14 protein-coding genes and 3 pseudogenes are annotated in these 18,041 nt (G+C 59.6%); 8 read left to right on the forward strand and 9 right to left on the reverse strand.

Translation table 11 applies throughout. The features are described from left to right. Positions 1-85: 85 nt before the first annotated feature. Entirely contained in the window at positions 86-295 is a 210-nt protein-coding gene (locus NKH05_RS28305) for a DNA -binding domain-containing protein (protein WP_353026642.1), read from the forward strand. 26 nt (positions 296-321) lie between these two features. Here the strand turns inward: NKH05_RS28305 and NKH05_RS28310 are convergent, their stop codons facing one another. After that, on the reverse strand, positions 322-558 hold the full coding sequence (locus NKH05_RS28310; protein ID WP_353020414.1) for a hypothetical protein: 237 nt from the start codon (positions 556-558) through the stop codon (positions 322-324). A 156-nt stretch (positions 559-714) separates the two neighbouring features. On the opposite strand from NKH05_RS28310, the pseudogene NKH05_RS28315 reads away from it, so the two are divergent. Then, positions 715-915, forward strand: a pseudogene (locus NKH05_RS28315) (helix-turn-helix domain-containing protein); the annotation flags it as partial. A 348-nt stretch (positions 916-1,263) separates the two neighbouring features. Next, positions 1,264-2,226 (forward strand): annotated as a pseudogene (locus tag NKH05_RS28320) (IS630 family transposase). Between the two features lie 325 nt (positions 2,227-2,551). On the opposite strand, the gene NKH05_RS28325 reads toward NKH05_RS28320, so the two are convergent. The 3 genes from NKH05_RS28325 to NKH05_RS28335 all read right to left on the reverse strand — a co-directional run bounded on the left by NKH05_RS28325 (position 2,552) and on the right by NKH05_RS28335 (position 4,859). After that, entirely contained in the window at positions 2,552-3,235 is a 684-nt protein-coding gene (locus tag NKH05_RS28325; RefSeq protein ID WP_353026643.1) for an NADAR family anti-phage protein, read from the reverse strand. A 3-nt stretch (positions 3,236-3,238) separates the two neighbouring features. Beyond that, complete coding sequence (locus NKH05_RS28330; protein WP_353026644.1) at positions 3,239-4,225, reverse strand: phosphoribosyltransferase-like anti-phage protein; 987 nt, start codon at positions 4,223-4,225, stop codon at positions 3,239-3,241. A gap of 235 nt (positions 4,226-4,460) precedes the next feature. Further along, entirely contained in the window at positions 4,461-4,859 is a 399-nt protein-coding gene (locus tag NKH05_RS28335; RefSeq protein WP_353026645.1) for a hypothetical protein, read from the reverse strand. 27 nt (positions 4,860-4,886) lie between these two features. Between NKH05_RS28335 and NKH05_RS28340 the strand changes: the two are divergent. Then, positions 4,887-5,104 (forward strand): annotated as a pseudogene (locus NKH05_RS28340) (helix-turn-helix transcriptional regulator). A 301-nt stretch (positions 5,105-5,405) separates the two neighbouring features. On the opposite strand, the gene NKH05_RS28345 reads toward NKH05_RS28340, so the two are convergent. From NKH05_RS28345 to NKH05_RS28355, 3 genes are all read right to left on the reverse strand, one after another. After that, a complete protein-coding gene (locus NKH05_RS28345; RefSeq protein ID WP_353026686.1) occupies positions 5,406-6,086 on the reverse strand; it encodes an OmpW/AlkL family protein in 681 nt (226 codons plus the stop codon). A 163-nt stretch (positions 6,087-6,249) separates the two neighbouring features. Next, on the reverse strand, positions 6,250-6,759 hold the full coding sequence (locus NKH05_RS28350) for a hypothetical protein (RefSeq protein ID WP_353026646.1): 510 nt from the start codon (positions 6,757-6,759) through the stop codon (positions 6,250-6,252). 73 nt (positions 6,760-6,832) lie between these two features. Beyond that, entirely contained in the window at positions 6,833-7,096 is a 264-nt protein-coding gene (locus tag NKH05_RS28355; protein ID WP_353026647.1) for a hypothetical protein, read from the reverse strand. 593 nt (positions 7,097-7,689) lie between these two features. On the opposite strand from NKH05_RS28355, the gene NKH05_RS28360 reads away from it, so the two are divergent. From NKH05_RS28360 to NKH05_RS28375, 4 genes are all read left to right on the forward strand, one after another. After that, positions 7,690-7,833 carry an iron-sulfur cluster assembly accessory protein gene (locus NKH05_RS28360; RefSeq protein WP_353026648.1) on the forward strand — a complete coding sequence of 48 codons (144 nt, stop codon included), beginning with the start codon at positions 7,690-7,692 and terminating at the stop codon, positions 7,831-7,833. A gap of 289 nt (positions 7,834-8,122) precedes the next feature. Further along, positions 8,123-9,385: a lysine N(6)-hydroxylase/L-ornithine N(5)-oxygenase family protein gene (locus tag NKH05_RS28365; RefSeq protein ID WP_353026649.1), complete on the forward strand. Its 1,263-nt coding sequence runs from the start codon at positions 8,123-8,125 to the stop codon at positions 9,383-9,385. Between the two features lie 506 nt (positions 9,386-9,891). Beyond that, on the forward strand, positions 9,892-10,671 hold the full coding sequence (locus NKH05_RS28370; RefSeq protein WP_353026651.1) for a phytanoyl-CoA dioxygenase family protein: 780 nt from the start codon (positions 9,892-9,894) through the stop codon (positions 10,669-10,671). A gap of 339 nt (positions 10,672-11,010) precedes the next feature. Next, complete coding sequence (locus NKH05_RS28375) at positions 11,011-13,014, forward strand: class I tRNA ligase family protein (protein ID WP_353026652.1); 2,004 nt, start codon at positions 11,011-11,013, stop codon at positions 13,012-13,014. Positions 13,015-13,842: 828 nt separating this feature from the next. On the opposite strand, the gene NKH05_RS28380 is transcribed toward NKH05_RS28375, so the two are convergent. After that, positions 13,843-15,300 carry an NAD-dependent succinate-semialdehyde dehydrogenase gene (locus NKH05_RS28380; protein ID WP_353026687.1) on the reverse strand — a complete coding sequence of 486 codons (1,458 nt, stop codon included), beginning with the start codon at positions 15,298-15,300 and terminating at the stop codon, positions 13,843-13,845. A 510-nt stretch (positions 15,301-15,810) separates the two neighbouring features. Beyond that, positions 15,811-17,166: a M16 family metallopeptidase gene (locus NKH05_RS28385; protein WP_353026653.1), complete on the reverse strand. Its 1,356-nt coding sequence runs from the start codon at positions 17,164-17,166 to the stop codon at positions 15,811-15,813. Positions 17,167-18,041 lie beyond the last annotated feature (875 nt).

An 18,041-nucleotide genomic window follows, 5' to 3' on the forward strand; every position in this document is an offset into this window, starting at 1 on the left:
TGCTGACCGAACCGAGCCAGCTTTTTCGGCGGGCTCAGGCGGTTTCGGCCATTCGGCTTGGGGGAGGCCTTTCGGCTACTGAAAGATGCGGCGCCCGAATGACCTTTGTTCTCGCGCGCTTGACGGATCGCTCGCCGGAGCCTCACATCGCGAAATCGCTGAGGCGCTGATCGGTCAACGGCTCGTCCACTCCGACTGGGACGATCCTCGCGATCACCTGCACGATCGCATGCGGCGCGCCGTTTCTCGTGGCCGCGCACTGATGAATGGCGGGTACCTGGACTTCCTCGTCTGAAAAGGCGTGGCAATCCGCGCTGTATTTCAGCCGCCGAACAGGTGCTTGCTGCCGGTCGTCACTATCCAATTCGCGCGATCTATATGGCTGCGAACAGCCTTGCGGGCGCGGACCGGTTCAAGGATCGGGTCGATGCCGAGAATGCGATCGGCCATTTCCTCTACGCTGGCATTGTAGGCGCAGGCGTCAAGGATGCGCAGGTAAACGCTGCGATGCTGCCTGTCGTAGCTCGTGATGCTGTCCGACCAGGGAACTTCGTCCATGATGTCTGGCTTCATGTGCGCGCTTTGACTGTTTGATTTCGAGCAGAGGGTGGCGGTCGGCCGGATGGGGTCCCGGCCCGAGCCACCTCGGTCAACTATAAGGAATAGGACGATCATTCCTTGAACGATAATTCTTTTTCAGCGCCTATCTCGCCCGTGGATCTCAGAGAGGTCATGGCGATCAACATGCGTCGCTTGCGCCATGAACAGGATCTGACGCAGGAAGAGTTGGCTGCACGCGCGGATCTCAGCATGCGCTATGTGGGCTCGATCGAGCGTGCCCGCGTCTCCGCAAGCGTCAGCGTGCTGGGACGACTTGCGGAGGCATTCAGCGTTGACCCCTGCGAGCTAATAAAACGCGCAAGGGTTAGCATTCGCGATCGGCTTCGGCGGAAGCGGAAAATCCAGCCAGCTCTTGACTGCGCTCGCGGGCCTGACGACGCGCACCGGGTGGTCGTGAACCAAGCCGGCTTTTTTCGGCAAGCTCAGGCAGTCTCGGCCAATCGGCTTCGCCCCCTGGCGCGGGCAGCCTGTCGGCTGCTGCCGGTCGCGGATCATCAGACCCGCGCAGTTTCCCGACCGCGCGGGGTAGGCGGAACTCCCTTCTAGCCTAGAGCGGGATGAATTGAGGCTGAATCGGCGGGAGATTCCCTTAGGCGGGCAAATCTGATTCAACCTTCTTGCTGGGCAAGGAGGTCAGCATGGATGGGCAAGCCTTACTCGATGGATCTTCGCGAACGGGTTGTTGCGTCGGTTGAGCAGGGAGGGGCTGTCGCGGCGGCAAGCCTCGGCGCGCTATGGGGTTGGTATCAGCAGCGTCATCAGATGGGTGAGCCGGTTGCGCGAAACGAACAGTCTTGCGCCGGGCAAGATGGGCGGGCACAGGCCGAAGAAGATTGCCGGTGAGCATCGGGAGTGGCTGCTGGTGCGCTGCCGGGCCGCGGATTTTACGCTACGCGGTCTTGTGATCGAGCTGGCCGAGCGCGGCTTGAAGGTCGATTACCGCTCGGTGTGGGAGTTCGTCCACGCCGAGAAGCTCAGTCACAAAAAAAGACGCTGATCGCGGCTGAGCAGGATCGCCCGGATGTGGCGCGCCGGCGGGCACAGTGGGCAAAGTATCAGGACCGTATCGACCCTTCCCGCCTGGTGTTCATCGACGAGACATGGACCAAAACCAACATGGCGCCGCTCAGGGGATGGGCGCCGCGCGGCGAAAGGATCAAAGCCAAGGTGCCGCACGGCCATTGGAAGACCATGACGTTTCTGGCGGCGCTGCGCCATGACCGTGTCGATGCGCCATGGCTGATCGACGGACCGATCAACGGCGAGCGTTTCCAACTCTATGTCGACAAGGTTCTCGTCGCAACCCTCAAGCCAGGCGACATCGTCGTCATGGACAATCTCGGCTCGCACAAGGGCAAGGCCGTGCGCCGCGCCATTCGGTCAGCCGGCGCCAGGTTGTTCTTGCTGCCGAAATACTCGCCCGACCTCAACCCGATCGAGAAGCTCTTCGCCAAGCTTAAGCATTGGCTGCGCAAAGCTGCCAAGCGAACAGTCAAGGACGTCTGCGATGCCAGTGGACACATCCTCGGCACCGTCACTTCAACCGAATGCCGACATTACTTCACAGAAGCCGGATATGCCCAACCTAAATTCATCCCGCTCTAGTACCCGCCGCGGCATCCCGCATCCCTTTGCTGTCGCTTCGGGTCCTCCTCTTCGTTCCGGCCCTTCGGATGAGGTCCGCCTTCGACGACGGGTCTTCCGGTCGCGTCTCGTCGAAAGGCGCGCGATTGAAGAGCGGAGGACGAAACCATGCGTGCAAACATCATCAGCCGGCTGGACCATGACCGCCCGGTCAGCAGCTCGCGTCGAACCTTCCAACCCCAGCGCTTTCACAAGTCCAGACACAGCCGCGGTGGAAAAGACGCCGCGACGCCAGCCGTCCGCCGCTCAGCGCCAAACAAACTCAGATGCGTCATGAATAAGAGGGCTAGAGTAACACCCCCTGTGTAGGCTTTTTGCTAGATTCTTCAGCTGTCGATTGAGTGATCTTGTCTATAGTAACGGCTGGATCCGCCCGAGTATGCGCCCTGAGGGCCATGCGCTTTAAGGTCGGAATTTGCCGACCTAGGAGCACGAAATGCGGGATGTCGAGCGGTAGCACCTCGGCGATCCGATCCGGGTCGCTGCGCAAGACCTCGCGTAGCTCCATCAAAAGTCTGCCCAGGACATTGCGGCCCGCTAGATGATCGTCTTCTGCTGCCTTTGCGCCCCAATAGTCGTCTTTGCGCGAATCCTCAACTATTGGTCGGTCGCCCGTCGCCAGCAGAAGCGCCGAGAAGGTCTCCCAGTTCTGCGCCAGCTTCACCCGAAGACACCAGCGCATCACCTGAACCCGGATATCCTCCCAATCCGGCCGGGAATCCTTACGATATGGCTTGGATTTCATCTTGGCTGTCATCGGACTGGTTTCGTCGATGACTATCCGCTGGATGTCGGGCCTATGTGGGAACCGACACGCTTGATAGAGGGCTTCGGATGTGCGTATCAGCTGACCCAGCATTGTGATCGGAAATCCCGGCGCCATGTTCGATAGGCCGCCGAAATCCTCAGTCGTCTTGCGGAAGCTGATGACTTGATCGCGTTGATAGCTTCGAAATTCGGCTTGGGCCATGAGCTAGTTCGTTTTCCTCGGGAACAAAGGATACCATGGATTGCCCGCCCATAACACCAAAGGGGCGTTGTTAGGGCAATTGCGATAGGTAACGATCATTGACCCGAATCCCGTCGTTCCCATCATGCTGTTTCCGAGGGGGCGCATATAGACGTTTAGGTAGGGGCACATGGCGCGCACTCCAACGCCGGACACCAGAAATTGCTGTTCAAGCAGCGCCCGGCCGTTTTCGGAGGAGAAGAATCCCAAACCTCCAACTTGACCGGGCGTTCGAAAAACCGCTTCCAGATTTAGGCCCTGCACATAGGCCGCCGTCGTGGGATCGGCAGGACTCATTGTAGGTCGCAGCACGTCGGAATTGGTCATATAGGCCTTCCGATCCTCGATCTGGAATACGCGCCACCATGTCACGTTGATACTTTTGCCTGCCTCCTTAGCCGCCTCAGCAATGTCCTTACCTGTTCGCCACTCGCCAAGTAGATGATTTGCAATGGTCACAATAGCGAGCTTGGCTTGCTGGGGAGCGGCCTCCTTGATCCATTTGACGACATCATGCCTAATCCGCCCACCAGAGAACAAGACATCATCGATATACAAAAAGGTATTTGGCGCGTTACCGCCGCAGTCGGCAATCTTCGAGCCGAAGGTATTCTGTAGCGCCTTGTCGAATATTGACAACATATCCCTTTGGCTATTTCCCGCCGTTTGAAGCTGCAATACCTTAACGTTTTTCCAGAATTCTTTGGGATCGCCGCCGGTAAGTTCTTTACTGACTGCGATCTCAGAGAGGAAATCAGCGACAGTCTTGCGGGTGAAATAGGTTTTGCTAAACACATGTCCAAGCTCTGCAAGGATTGGCTCTTGGGACCCTCCGGCAAATTGACGAACCCATTTATCTACATGGGCGGTGCCCATCGATGCAATCTCGCCCTCACGATAGTCCGCAATCTGTTCGACTACTCTCTCAAGCAATTCTTTGCGCGTCGTCACCCCAACCTCCCTCGCACCGGATCAGTTTCCCCATCTGCGACTCGCAGCGAAGTTGCATACAAAGGGCGGATCCGACCATCAGTCGCGCGGACGGCTTTGGTCAAATGTGGTGTTTATATCAGCGTCATCTCGCTTTTAGATGACTGAGCGCCTTTTCGGTCGGTCGGCGACGAGCACAGTTGCGCCCAGACCAGACGGCGGTTGTGTATCCGTCTCGGCGTAGCGGCGCTCATTTTCAAACGCCGATGTTGCGTGCGATGCTGTCGGCCGCCCTGCGCTTACGCCGCTCGAGAGGCCTGGAATGGTGAATGGAATTTCCGTCGACCACGACAGGTCCTGCACCTCGAACATAGATCGCATCCATGCCCAGGTCTCCAAAGGCAACCAGCCGCCGCCTTGATCGCCGCAACGTCAAACAGGCCGCGGGCATCGGAAGTTTCAGGAATAGTGGGCGCCTGGGGTCCGCAGGTCCCGATTTGAGCCAGGTCCAAAATTTTAATGCAACGTTCACTCCAAGGCGGACTTCCGAACAGCCATGGCTGGTGCGGCCGCAAAACTTGAGCTTCTCATCTTTGTCTATCCCCTTATCATCACCACTTTCCAGCAAACCCCGGCTGATAGTTGATAAACTCAAGCTGCCCGATCCGATGGCTTGTCGTGCATGGATATGCGCAAGTTGGTCGGAAGGAACGTACAGAGAATCAGCAAAGGAAGCGTCTGACGCAGGAGCAGCTTGCCGAGATTTCTAGGTTCACCCAGCAGTACATCAGCGGCTTGGAGAAAGGCCGAAGAGATCCGACGATGATCACGATCTATGAAGTGGTATCGGCTCTCGGCGTCAGCCACACGGATCTGGTTCGGCCCAACAAACAGGCCTGACACACCCGACGCCAACTGGTTCAGGGTGGGCGATCTGGGTCATTCGGCTTTGCGCCCTCCGAGGGGGCCCTCAATCACCGCCACCTGCACGACGGTCTCACCTACCTTCCGAGATTCGTGTCCGTCAGCGCGAACCGCGCCGCGGCATCGGCGGTGTAGCGAATGACCGTTTCCCGGCCCAGCAAGGCCGCTCCTCTAATGATCCGGGTCGATTCCCTTCTGTAGGGCGGACCGTAAAAAGGGCGCACGAGGCGCCCTCATTTCAGATCGGCTGTCGGAAAGCCGCCTTCGCCTTTCGCTATCAGAAGCGGTAGGTGACACCTGCGCCTATCAACCACGGATCGAGAGCGGCCTTCCCCGTCAGCTTCGCGCCGTCCACCGTGACGTCGAAGTCTGGCTTGAGGAAAAGCTTCTTCACGTCGACGTTGACGCCCCAGTGCTGATCCACCATGTAGTCGAACCCGACCTGCAGCGCGGTGCCGAACGTGTTCTTAACCTTGAGAGCATCAGCGCTGCCGCCATCCTGGTTATAGAATATCGTGTAGTTCACGCCGGCGCCGACATAGGGCTTGAAAGCGCCGAGATCGGTAAAATGATACTGCAATGTGAGCGTAGGCGGCAGCAGCCAAACCTTGCCGATCTTGCCAAGCCCGCCGATCGTTCCTTGGCCGTCGATGTCGGCGTAGGTGGTGCCGAGTATGAGCTCCGTGGCGATGTTGTCCGTGAAGAAATAGGAGATATCGAGTTCCGGCGTCACCGTGTTTGAATAAGAAAGATCGGAGCCGGGCACTGCATTGACGTAGCCCGAATCCTCAGTGACGACCCCCAACGCACGCAGGCGGATCTGCCAAGGGCTTGGCGCTTCCGTGACCGAGGCTCCTGCCTGCGGGACGCTCGCCGCTTGCGCAAGGTCCGCCGCGACGGCCTGCTGTCCCATCACAATGAGGACAAGGGTCGCTGTTACTCCCCGCGTCGCGCGCATTTGGTTTCTCGCCATGATACTCTCTCCTTGCTCTTCAGAAATGTGGACTGAACTACGAAAAGTCTTGCTCGAATTGCTTGGGATTGCCGCGGCGCTCGTGCGCAGTTTGCGTGGGACCGCGCACACATTATTTGCGCCATGCTCGCAATCATCGACCCTGTACTCACTCAGAAGTAAGCGGGATAACCAAAGGCCTGCAGCTTTGCGGCCGTCTTACCCGCGTGGCCCTGGTGGATGCACGCCCGCTTCGTGGTGGAGAGCAGGATCGGCGGAAAGCGGCAAGGGTGGTCCCGGCGCCACAGTGCGCGCGGAATTCCGGCATCTTGCCAGAAGTTGTAGAGGCACTGACCGCGGCGCTGATCACGGGAACCTTGTCAGGGACGGTCGAGATCGCTGTCAGGGCGTCGTGGTCGCGATCGAACTGTGTTCCACCGAAGTGCCCCAGGGTCCTAGCCGACTGGCAGGCGGCCCAGGCAAGTGTCCGTTCTCCTTCTACATCTTCGCAAAGATAGGGATCATCGTCTGGGGCATTCAGCGTTGGGCGGAAATCGAATATGGTCATGTCCGGATAACGTGAAGAATGATGTCGACTGGAAAACAGCCGCAACGTCCTGTCGGCTCGGAAAGGCCGAGTTTTCGCGGCTGCGACCGCATGTTCGGCGAGCTTGATCATGGCATGATTTCTCCTCAGTCCTTGCCGCAGCGCGTTTGCGGATAGCCTTGCACGTGTCGTGCCAACGAGAAAATCATTCCACAACAATGACATGGCTCTGATTGCGGTGTGTCTCATGTCCGACTTTGTCGAAGGTCCGACAACGAATGCAGCCGTGACCGCCTGATAGAACCTCCCGTGCCAGCTCAGTGGGCACTGCGGAACAAGCGAACAAGCAGTGAAGCTCACCGCGAAACTGGCCGAGCTTCGGATAGACATCGGCGACGGGGCGATCGACGACCACTACGTCGCTGGTGTCGTGCGCGGCACAGCCCGAGGACTCCGCGGCGGCGATCATCGAATAACTGCGTTTACGACGGCTCCATCCTGGCCGACCGGTGGGCGCGCAAAAGACTGCTGTGCGGCCTCATCCCTCCGCCTGGATTGAGTCGCAGGGACCGAATGGCGTCGTGCTTTTGGAACCGGCAGAGTGGTCAGAACGCAATTCTCCTTCCCGCTATCTTTACAGAGATTCGACAATCCAGTTGGTGAAGGTCCCAGATCGCGCAATCATTGATGCGCTCAGGTCTGGGCATGCGCCCGAGCCAGTGCAACGGCACGATAGGGCGAGGATCTGGCAGGTCTTGCAACTGCCGACCTCGATGGACAAGGCATATCGCGATCTGTCCGGCAGAGACACAAGGTTCTGCACTGTCGGTTCATGAAGACTTCGTGCTGGTCTCCATGAGAGAAGTATTCTGGTGCAGAAGGTGCCCGACTAGCTATTCGGTCGACAGGGACGTGCAAATCGGGCGTCGCGGTGAGGCGTTCCCCCTCAATGTCGGATTTCCGACAGGATCGCAAATCCGCCAACCCATTGTTTAATAAAATTTTCCTCTCTGGCACGGCCCATGCACGGGACTCTGCGAACGCATCAGCGAGACGTCCTCAATGATCATGCGCACCGAAAATGCCGTCGCCGCAGTGAAAACCGCGCTCTCGCCTGCCATCAAGCCGCGCCGGCGCGTCATGGTCGAGGCGGGCGATTGCGCCGGCTTCAAACACCTTAATGGGCCTGGAAAGCTCCTCGCGTGACGGCGACGCGGGCATCCAGACGGGCGGAAAGGACATACGTCGTTGCCCCACGTCGCCCCGGCATGACCCATCGATTGTCACCGCGCTGGAATGCTCGGGTCTACATTCGACGACCCGAACGCGCTGGACAAATTCTCGCAAACCCGGTCGGGACCGGGGCTCGAAACGTCCGCGAGGGGGCCCAATGGCTATGGCCGATATTCGCCGCGAACAAGCCGCCAGTGGGAAGACTCTATAGGAGGAAGCAGTGGAGTTATCTTGCGTTGGGGTCGGTGCTGGGCCGTCTAATTTGAGCCTTGCGTGTCAGATACACGAGCAAGTTGGGCAAGGGGCACTGTTCCTGGATCGGCAGGTCGACTTCCGCTGGCATCCAGGCATCGCATTCGATTCCTCGGAGCTCCAGGTCAGCCACTTCAAGGATCTGGTCACACTGGTGAATCCGCGATCAGCCTACACTTTCGTAAACTACCTGTACGAGAACGGGCGTCTGTACCACTTCCTGAACGCACAGTTCGAGGCTGTGTTCAGAGCTGAGTTTGAGCAGTACCTGAACTGGGCCTTCCACAGGAACCCACTTGTCCATGGCGGCGAGACCGTGCACGAAATCCGCTTTGACGGCACGTTTCGGGTGCGGACCGATAACGCGGTTCTCGGCGCCAGAAACGTCGTGGTTGGCATTGGCAAGCAGGCGCAAATCCCGCCTCAGTTTCAGGGCTGGATTGGACGCAACCTGTTCCACTCATCTGTTTTACTGCACGTCCACCCTGAGGTGCGGAGAAAGCATGTCTGCGTGGTCGGCGGAGGCCAGTCGGGAGCCGAGGTGATGTTACATCTTGTCGGCCTGCCGAAAGAACGGCGGCCTACCTCGATCACTTGGGTCTCGCAGCGCGAAAACTATCTGCCTCTGGACAACAGCCCGTTCACAAACGAGTTGTTCATGCCCTGCTTTTCCGATCGTTTCGCGGCGATGAGCGAGTCGCAGCGTAAGCTGCTCCTGCGGCGTTTCGTGCTTGCCTCGGACGGCATTTCGGAAAGCACGTTGCGCGCGATCTATCAGGCGCTGTACCGCCACGCATTTTTCGAGCCAAACCGATCCGACATCACACTGCGGCCGGGCTGCACCGTCTCGCACTGCATCAACGCCGGCGCGGGTCACAGGCTGACCCTGCAGCACGGCATGGTCGAGGTCGAAGAAGTCACGGCTGACATCGTCATCCTGGCCACCGGTTACGAGAACGCGGTGCAAGACTTCTTGGAACCCATCGCGCACCGGCTGGAGCAGATCGACAATGAATTAGCTATTCGCGAGGATTTTTCGGTGAGCTGGGACGGACCGGGTGACAGACGCATCTTCGTACAAAACGCGAGCCTCGGGCAGCGCGGCCTGGCCGATCCGAACCTAAGCCTGCTGGCCTGGCGCGCGCGCCGCATCCTCGATAGCCTTCTTGGGCGCGCGCCATGCGCGAACCCCGAGCATCCTGGCTTCATCAGCCATACCTCGATCGAGAGCTGGCCCGCCCCCGCAGCCGAAGAAATGGGCAGCGGGATATGACTCGTAGACTTTTGATCATCGGCGGTGGCATCCTAGGAATGATGTCCGCCTCCGCTGCGGCGAAGGCCGGAGGCTTCTCCGAAATCATCGTGACCGAACAAGCCCTTGGGCCAAGCGGCGCATCGCATTATTCTGGGGGCGTGCATTTCCCCTACGGTTGTCAAGACCGTACCAGGTCGCTCACTCGAAAGAGCGCCGTGGTCTTGCCGGCCATGGCTGGGTCGGCGGTCAGCGGATGGTGCCGGCCTTTAGCAACGCGTGTCGTGGCTGGACCGGGTGAAGCGATTGATCCGGCCCAGTTTACGGAACCCCTGGACCCGGCTGAGCCTGACATAGGCAGTCTCGCGCCGAGCTTCTGCGGGAAATATCCGCCGGAGCGGAACGCACTTAGCATCGCCGTCCCACATGACGTGAGTCCGTCTCTGTGGACCCGCAACTTGACCAGCGCCCGACTGCCCTAATTGGGATGTCCGACCAACCAGTCTTTCCAACAGGAGGCTTTTCGTATGTTGACTGATGCACAAAGAGAAAAGTGGCAGAAAGACGGATACGTCAGGCTCGAAAGGTTCTTCGCTCCGGCGGCTCAGGAAGATATCTCTATTTTTGTCGAAGATATGTCACGCTGGGATGTCAGCGATGATAAATGGCTCATGTGGTTCGAGAAGACGACGGACAATCGAAAGATCATCTCCAAGATCGAGAATTTTCTCGACTTCCATGATCCATTGCGTCGTTTGCTCTTAGAAGATCAGCGCATACAGTCAGCGGTCGAGGATTTGCTTGGCGAAGATTCGCGTAGGCTCAAGGAGCTGCTGATTTTCCACTACCCCGACAGCGGCGGCTATCTCCCGCATCAGGACATTTATCACATTCCACACAAACTCCCCGACCGGATGGTCCATGCGGTGGTTGCCATAGGCATCGACGACTCCGACCCGGAAAACGGCGGGCTTTTCTTCAGCCCCGGCAACCACAAGAAGGGGGTGTTTCCCATGGATGCCGGTGGGGTGATCGATCCTCAAGTCGCCGAAATGTTCTCTTGGGAACCCGTAGTATGGAAGGCTGGCGACATCTTCATCTTCGACGATTACGCACCGCACTACTCACGACCGAACAAAAGCAATCGTTCGCGGCGGACACTCTACTTGGTGTTCCAGCGTGCTTCAACCGGTGGCCCGACCCGCGCTGAATATAACGTGCTTAAGCGCGCCCTTAACCCGCCCGAGGGCAAAGTGGCCGATCTCGACAAACTCAAGCCCCCAAATGGCATTTTCTATCGCGATTGAGCTCACGCAGCCAGGCGGAGGCATGCACACGAAACGGATCGACCGCTCAAAAGTGCGCGGAGAGTGTGGCGTTCTGATTTGCGGGCTCGCGGAGCCTCGACCGCAGCCCGTTACGACGCTTTGGCACGTGGATTGTGGAGGTGGTCGCAGGGCGGTCTTCTATGACGCCTACAGCCCGACTGGCGCCCCCCCTCGTCGCCCGCCTGGCGGCCCAGAGCCGCATTATTCTGGCCGGGGCCGCCAACGGGTTGGGCTGCCGCTTCTCTGCGCAACTTGCACAAGAGGCTGTTGCGTTGGCAGCCGAAGGTCCCACTGCTTCAACAGCTTAGGTTCGTTGTCATGCGCAAATACACGTTTTCTCGAACGGAGCTGTCGCGGGCGTTCGGTATCAACATGGCCACGCTTGGAACGGCAAGCGCCGGCACGGGGTTTTCGTTCGGTAGGGTGGCACCGGGCGTTACATCCGAGCCCCATCGGCACGACGAAATCGAGGCCTTCGTGATCCTGTCAGGATCGGGCAAGGTCAGGACCGACCTTGGGGAAATCTCGGTCGAGGCGGGCGATGTCGTTCTGTTCCACCCTTTTGAAGCGCATGTACTGCGCAACGACGGAAACGAAGACCTAGATTTCGTCGATGTCTACTGGCGAGACGCCGAGGCCGCCCTTGATGCCGCTGCAAAGAGCACGGCTCCACGCGGGCCGATCTTCGTCTTCTCCACGCCGCCAACGCCAAATGGCGATCTGCATCTGGGGCATCTTTCTGGCCCCTATTTCGGCGCCGACGTCTATACTCGTTTCCTGCGCATGAAAGGAGTCGAAGCATATCACCTCACTGGAAGCGATGACAACCAGAGCTACGTCACGACACGCGCCGATGCCGATCAATCGACGCCTGCAAAGGTGGCGCGCTACTACGCCGACGAGATTCGCGCCACGCTTGCACTTCTCGATTGTGACGTCCACAGCTTCCAACCCACAATGGGCGATGACGGTTACGGCGAGTTTCAAGCCGCGTGTTTCCGCAGTCTTCTGAGCAGCACGGCGGTAGATCTGCGCCAGAGCCCTGCGCTTTTCGATGCTGTGACAGGCCACTATCTTTACGAGCCGGATGTTAGCGGCCTCTGCCCCGATTGCGGCGGCTCCGCCGGTGGCAACATCTGCGAGGAATGCGGCGCCCCAAACCTTTGCCACGACTTGGGCGCAGCCCGGTCACGGCAGTCTGCCGAGGCGCCGCTGGTCGGCTCCGTCCGCCGCCCGGAACTTGCCTTGGACCGATGCTACGACAATATCGACCGGCATCTAAGGGTGTCGGGCGTCCCGCTACGGATCTTGGATCTCTTCGCGCGCCTACGCCGACGCGGCAACTTTTCAGTGCCCATTACCCACCCCTCGGACTGGGGCCTGCCGGCCGAAGGGTTCCCGGGGCAAGTGATCTGGGTCTGGCCGGAAATGGCCTTCGGTTTTCTTTACAACATCCAGGCGCTCGGCCGCTTGCTGGGTCGCGACTGGAAGGCGGAGATGCCCGGCAACGACTGGCAGATTGTCCATTTCTTCGGCTTCGACAATTCGTTCTACCACGCGCTACTCTACCCCGCTCTTTACGCCGAGGTCTTCTCCCACTGGACGCCACGCATCCGCTATCATGTCAACGAGTTCTACCTACTCGACGGCAAGAAGTTCTCAACCAGCTGCCGCCATGCGGTCTGGGGCAAGGAGGTTCTGAGCCCAAAGACAGTCGACGTCGTGCGCCTCCATTTGGGCCTGACACGCCCCGAAAGTGAGCGGACGGATTTCACGCTGGACGCGCTGCGCCGCACCGAGAACGAGGTGTTCCAAGGGATTTGGCTGAACTGGCTTGATGCGTTGAACCAGGAAATCAAGCAGGATTTTGGCGGCCGTGTACCCGATGCAGGCGACTGGAGCCCGGCCGACCGCGCCTTCTTTGCTCGGATAGAGATCTATCGCGCGGCGATGGAACGCGCCTATTCGGACGAAGGCTTCTCGCTCCGGCGCGCGGCCGCTCAGGTCTGCGATTTCGTGCGCGATTGCGTGATCTACCGTCGGGCGCAAGACCATGCGGCGGCGCGACGTTTCTATCCCGCCCGCAATCGGACTTCGCTAGCCCTTCAGACGACGGCCGCTGCGATCCTGGCACCGACACTCGCTCCGCTGATGCCCCGATTCGCCAGAACGCTGGCGCGAGGCATCGATGGCGTCTCAACCGAAACATGGCCCCGGTCCGTCCAGCGCCTTGCGCCCGGGACGCGCTTTGATCTCGGACCCGTGTTGGTGTTCTACGCCAAATCCGGCAATCCTCATCTCGATGAGGAGGAAGCACTATGAGCCCAAAGGTGCACCAGTGAGCTATCCCAATCTCGATCAGATCTGCGCGGCAATCAAAGCCGATGATGCCAAATATCTTTACTCGCTGTCACTGGCGACCGAACCCGCTATCAGACGGTAGAGACCAGATTGGCGGACCTGAACCAACGCATCGTCGACACCCTGGCCCGCGCCTTCGAGGACCGCTCGGCCGATCGCTTCCCAGCCCTTGCTGTTTCGTGCCGCAAATGCCGTGTGGGCTCGACTGCGCTGACCAACCTCTTCGGCATCGCGGGATTTCCGTCCTCCAGCCGGTCAAGACTGTCATGCGGTTCGAGGCGCTTGGTCAACCTGGCGCGCCTTAGATCGTGCGCCGATCACCGGAAATGTCGAATGCGAATGCCTGCCTGATGGTGTCTTCGATTCTGTCCGAGCCTGTACTGGCGCGGCAGTCGGCCGAAGAACAACTGAGCTACTGACAATCGGAAGGTAGCAGGTTCAAAATTCTGCCCCAGAAACCGGATATTGCGCACAACCAGCGTTCACGATCGCGATGGTGCACAAGCTTCCAACCATACCCGCGTAACGACAGCCCGTCGCCTGAAGATAGGCGGCGAGGGCCGCCAAATCCCTCCCAAGCGTATCCTCCGTCACATGCACGCCGTCTTCGCCGACAATGCAGACGCTTGTCTCGTCGAGAGATAAGTCCAGCCAGGGTGCTCCTTCAGGATTGCGTGTTTGCTCGGGTACGGAGCCGCCCCTCAGTTCCCAATCGAGGAGCGATCCTACAATTCACATTTGGAGATCGCTCGCTAGGTTACCCGGCTGTGAACCCTGCAAGCCGAAAATTCAGATGCCGCCCATGCACAGATATTTCATTTCGAGGTAGTCCTCGAGGCCATGGCGGGATCCCTCCCGCCCGATGCCGGACTGTTTTATCCCACCGAACGGCGCCGCTTCTGAAGACATCCGGCCGGTATTTACCCCGACCATTCCATATTCCAAGGCCTCGGCCACACGCCAGACACGCTTCAGGTTGGAGGCATAAAAGTAGGCCGCGAGGCCGTAAATCGTGTCGTTGGCCTCACGCACGACCTGATCCGCATCTTTGAAGCGAATAATCGGTGCCAGCGGCCCGAATGTCTCGTCTTGCGCGACGGTCATCTCGCTGGAGACACCGGTCAGGACTGTCGGTTGGAAAAACGTGCCATTCGTGCCGATGCGTTTGCCCCCGGAGCGAATTGCGCCGCCTTTGGCGACGGCATCGGCAATATGGGATTCGATCTTGGCCAATGCGTGCTTGTCGATGAGCGGTCCGATGTCCACTGCGGGAGCGAAACCATCACCAACTTGAAGTTGGCAAGCCCGTTGCACGAATTTCTCGACGAACTCGTCGTGAACGCCCGACTGGACGTAAAGGCGGTTCGCCGAAACGCAGGTCTGGCCGGCATTGCGGAACTTCGCCTGGACCGCACCGTCAACCGCGGCATCGATATCGGCATCATCGAAGACGATGAAAGGTGCATTGCCGCCGAGCTCAAGGCTGACTTTTTTGATCTGGTCCGAGCACTGGCGCATGAGAAGGCGCCCGATCTCAGTCGAACCGGTGAAGCTGATCTTGCGGACCTTGGGATTGGTACAAAGTTCGCGGCCGACCGCGTCACCTTCGGACGCATAGATCAGGTTGACGACGCCTTCGGGAAAGCCAGCCTGATAAGCGAGGGCGAACATTGCTCCCGCCACGAGCGGCGTCTGTTCAGCGGGCTTGAGGACAATCGTGCAGCCCGCCGCCAAGGCTGGCGAGATTTTGCGCGCCACCATCGAGGCCGGGAAATTCCATGGCGTTATCGTGCCAACAACTCCGATGGGCTGCTTGATTACCAGCATTCGGCGGTCCATCGATGGTGCGGAGATCGTCTCGCCATAGACGCGATTGGCCTCCTCGGCGTACCATTGCAGATACGCCGCAGCATGCGATATCTCCGACTTGGCTTCGGCAAGCGGCTTGCCCATCTCCGCGGTGAGAATCGCGGCGAGATCGTCGGCGTGGTCGATGATCAACTGATGCCATCGCCATAGAACGTCGCTGCGCTCACGTGCGGTCAGCCCTGCCCATCCAGGCTGCGCGACATAGGCCTTGTCGATCGCAGCGCATGTCTCCTCGACACCCATGTCGGGTAGTTCTGCCAGCACTTCGCCAGTCGACGGGTTGAGGACCTCGAATGTCCGCTCGCTAATCCGCGTGCCAAGTGCCGGCAGGCGATCAATGGGTCCAAACAGGTCGGGGGATCTCAGGTGACGGATCATCGGCAGGCACAGGGGCAATACCGGATTCCTCCTCAACGCAGCAGGTATATATAGCAGGTGCGGTGTGTACTCCGCGACGTCCGGGTTCCTTATAGGGCCTCGGCCAGACAGCTGATAGACCACGGTACCCGACTGGAAAGGGAGAATACCTGAATACGCTAGAAGATGCCTCGCGGTTCTACTAGTCGAACGATTGAACAACCGACATCGGCTTCGCCAGCCGCGCGGAGTGGGATGCTGGTGGCCTGCGCCTACAATCTGCGGACCACGAATCGGCGACTCTATCCACTCGAAGAGAGGCTGGCCTGAGGAGGAGCGCACCCCAATAATGACGCCTGAACCGGCAAATGCCTGGCAAGGCCCGCGAAAACCGCTCCTCGCGGCTTTAAACAGATCCCGTTTACCCGGCGAGCGCCCGCAAGACGAGAAAGAGGATGGAGAGGAACAGGGTGGCGAAGACGCGCCGAGGGAAGACCGGCCAGCGCATTTGCATGGGGATGGAGCTCATGATCAATTCCCCGCCTGTTGCTGCGGCAAAAGATAGCCTGTCGTCGAATGGTCGAGCACCAGATAACGCGCGGCGACCGCCTTGACCTCGTCGGTGGTGACCTTGCGGACGCGGTCCGGCCTCTCGAGCACGTCCTTCACATTGCCACCGGTGGTGAGCGTCTTGCCATAAATGTTGGCGATGTGGTCCAGCTCGTCGTGCGCAAAAATCACCGAGCGGATATAGCGGTCTTTGGCCTTGTCCAGCTCGTCGCTGGTGACGCCATCCTTGGCGATCCGGGCGACTTCGGCAACGGCCGCCGCTTCGAGATCGACGAGCTTTGCATCGCCGCGCGGCGAGCCGGAGATGGTGAAATTGGTGTCGTCTAGCATCGTGCCCTGGAAGGAGGCGCCGGCCGCCGAAGCTATGCCTTGCTTGGCGACAAGCTCCTGATATAGCCGGCTGCGGTTACCGCCGCCGAGGATCTCGGCCAGCAGGTCGAGCGCCTCGGCCTCGCCGGGCTCTGCCGTATGATAGGACGGCACCACCCATTGAGTGGAAAAGCTCGGCACCGAAACGCGCGCATCGGTCAGCGTCACTGTGCGCCTGGTGTTCTGCTCCGGCTCGACCGGGCGGTTGCGCGGGGGCAGGTCCGGCCCGCGCACAACCTTGCCATAGGTCTTCTCGGCCAGCGCCTTCACCGTCTCAGGCTCTACGTCGCCGGCCACCACCAGCACGGCGTTGTTCGGTCGGTAGTATTTGTTGTAGATGGTGAATGCGTCGGTGCCGTTCAGCTTCTCCATCTCCTGCATCCAGCCGATGACCGGAATGCGGTAGGGCTGGTTTTGCCGCAACGTCGCGTTGACCTCCTCGTCCAGCAGAGCATGCGGGTTCGTCTCTCTGTGCCAACGGCGCTCCTCCAGGATCACGTCGCGCTCGGTCTTGATATCATCGTCGTTGAGGATGAGGTTGAACATGCGATCGGCCTCGAAGCCCATCATCTCACCCAACGCCGAGGGCGCCACCGTCTCGAGGAAGGTGGTGTAGTCATAGGCGGTGAAGGCGTTATTGTAGCCGCCGATGGCTGAGACGGCTCGGTCGAACTCGCCGGCGGCGTGGTTGGTCGTCGCCTTGAACATCAGATGCTTGAGGAAATGGGCAAGGCCGGATTTGCCGGGTGGCTCGTCGGCGCTGCCGATCTTGTACCAGATCATATGAGTGACGATCGGTGCGCGGTGATCGGGGATGACCACCACTTCCATGCCGTTGTCGAGCAGGAAATCCGTCACCTTGCCGCCGTCGGTGGCGGCCAGAGCCGGAGCGGTCGTCACCAGGGCCAGCGCGGTGGCAATGAACGCCCTGCGCAGCCAGGGGGACAATCGATGGCTGCGGTTGTGGTGGCTGGTCGAAAGGCAAGATTCGAGGCAAAGTGATTTGTTCCTCATTTTGATGAAGGCGCTGCGTCCCAGTCTCCCCGCGTGGGAGGATCGGCGGGCAGCGCCGAGCCAGATGAATAAGCTCTTCAGGGGACCAAGCCTTACTCGAGCCTCATCTTTGGATGGACCCAGGAGACCTGCGGCGGTATTTCTTGGTGAGGTGATCATGGGACGGATTCTCCTTGGTCCGCGACGCCTTGCGGATGACCAAGCATGCACCGTGCCAGATCAGAAAACCGTTCGAGGCAGTGGACAAATCGGGCTCTGCCATGTTGCGCATCCGACATTGTCGGACATCGGACAGGGCCGAACGCGACGCGCGCGCGGCTGAGAATATCTTCTTCGTGCGGAAGACGATTGGGCGGGCTGCCGGGGAGGGGTATAGGATGCGCTTCGAATGGCCGCTGCACTGACGGTGAGAATGGAGATGTTGGTCGCCCCAGCGGGACCCTGTCCTCGACAGCCAGACCGGGTCGATGCTGAAGGGCAGAGGCGTGAGCAGCCCAGCCAACTCGAACCCGGAGCCTGCTCGCGCGCTAGGACGGATCTGATCCAAAAATCGGCAAGTTGGGCGATATCCGCGAGGCGCTGGAGCGAAGATCGTAGGACTCGGGCGGGAAAAAACGATGCGGTCGCGCGCTTCTGGCGTAATGCGCCTGCCGCGAGGCCGTTGAGCCTGATGAGTTGCTGCGGGAAAGGGGAGTGTTTGCGCGGGACCTTGGTCAAACGTAAGAAACAACCGTCGAGCTCGCCGTAGAGGGGCATGCAGGCACGTCTGTCGCTGGAAGACAGCAGCACGGAAGCTGTCCGCGCTTGCC

The organism is Mesorhizobium sp. M1399, assembly GCF_040317735.1.
GTDB lineage: Bacteria > Pseudomonadota > Alphaproteobacteria > Rhizobiales > Rhizobiaceae > Mesorhizobium.

Coding starts and splice junctions, on each gene's coding strand:
- NKH05_RS28325 (WP_353026643.1), bottom strand. CDS start 3,235: ATGGCCCAAGCCGAATTTCGAAGCTATCAACGCGATCAAGTCATCAGC.
- NKH05_RS28375 (WP_353026652.1), top strand. CDS start 11,011: ATGCGCAAATACACGTTTTCTCGAACGGAGCTGTCGCGGGCGTTCGGT.
- NKH05_RS28380 (WP_353026687.1), bottom strand. CDS start 15,300: ATGATCCGTCACCTGAGATCCCCCGACCTGTTTGGACCCATTGATCGC.
- NKH05_RS28310 (WP_353020414.1), bottom strand. CDS start 558: ATGGACGAAGTTCCCTGGTCGGACAGCATCACGAGCTACGACAGGCAG.
- NKH05_RS28345 (WP_353026686.1), bottom strand. CDS start 6,086: ATGCGCGCGACGCGGGGAGTAACAGCGACCCTTGTCCTCATTGTGATG.
- NKH05_RS28305 (WP_353026642.1), top strand. CDS start 86: ATGCGGCGCCCGAATGACCTTTGTTCTCGCGCGCTTGACGGATCGCTC.
- NKH05_RS28360 (WP_353026648.1), top strand. CDS start 7,690: ATGATCATGCGCACCGAAAATGCCGTCGCCGCAGTGAAAACCGCGCTC.
- NKH05_RS28370 (WP_353026651.1), top strand. CDS start 9,892: ATGTTGACTGATGCACAAAGAGAAAAGTGGCAGAAAGACGGATACGTC.
- NKH05_RS28355 (WP_353026647.1), bottom strand. CDS start 7,096: ATGATCGCCGCCGCGGAGTCCTCGGGCTGTGCCGCGCACGACACCAGC.
- NKH05_RS28350 (WP_353026646.1), bottom strand. CDS start 6,759: ATGATCAAGCTCGCCGAACATGCGGTCGCAGCCGCGAAAACTCGGCCT.